The sequence below is a fragment of the Pantoea sp. SIMBA_079 genome (assembly GCF_046940275.1).
Lineage (GTDB): Bacteria > Pseudomonadota > Gammaproteobacteria > Enterobacterales > Enterobacteriaceae > Pantoea > Pantoea borealis.
Window position 1 is genome coordinate 1 of sequence record NZ_JAWRYR010000883.1, and the last position, 238, is coordinate 238.

Here is a 238-nt window from a genome sequence, read left to right on the forward strand (position 1 = left end):
CTCGCGCAACGCGACCCGGTCCGGCAGCGCCAGCAGATGCGGGACATCGAGGCCGCCGGAAAACACTTTCGGGCCACCCGCGAGCACCAGGCCGGCCATGCCGTCGGCGACGGCGGCGTCGATCGCGTCACGCAGCGCCAGGCACAGCGCGGGATTCAGCGCGTTGACCGGCGGACGCGCCAGCCGCAATTCGCGGATCGGGCCCTGGTCGACGGATTCCAGCAAGACGGTCATGCGG

1 protein-coding gene is annotated in these 238 nt (G+C 71.8%); it reads right to left on the minus strand.

What is annotated here, in order from left to right; all coding sequences use genetic code 11:
- The coding region (locus SB719_RS22465; RefSeq protein ID WP_412160080.1) for an enoyl-CoA hydratase-related protein at positions 1 to 238 on the minus strand (238 nt) is incomplete at both ends.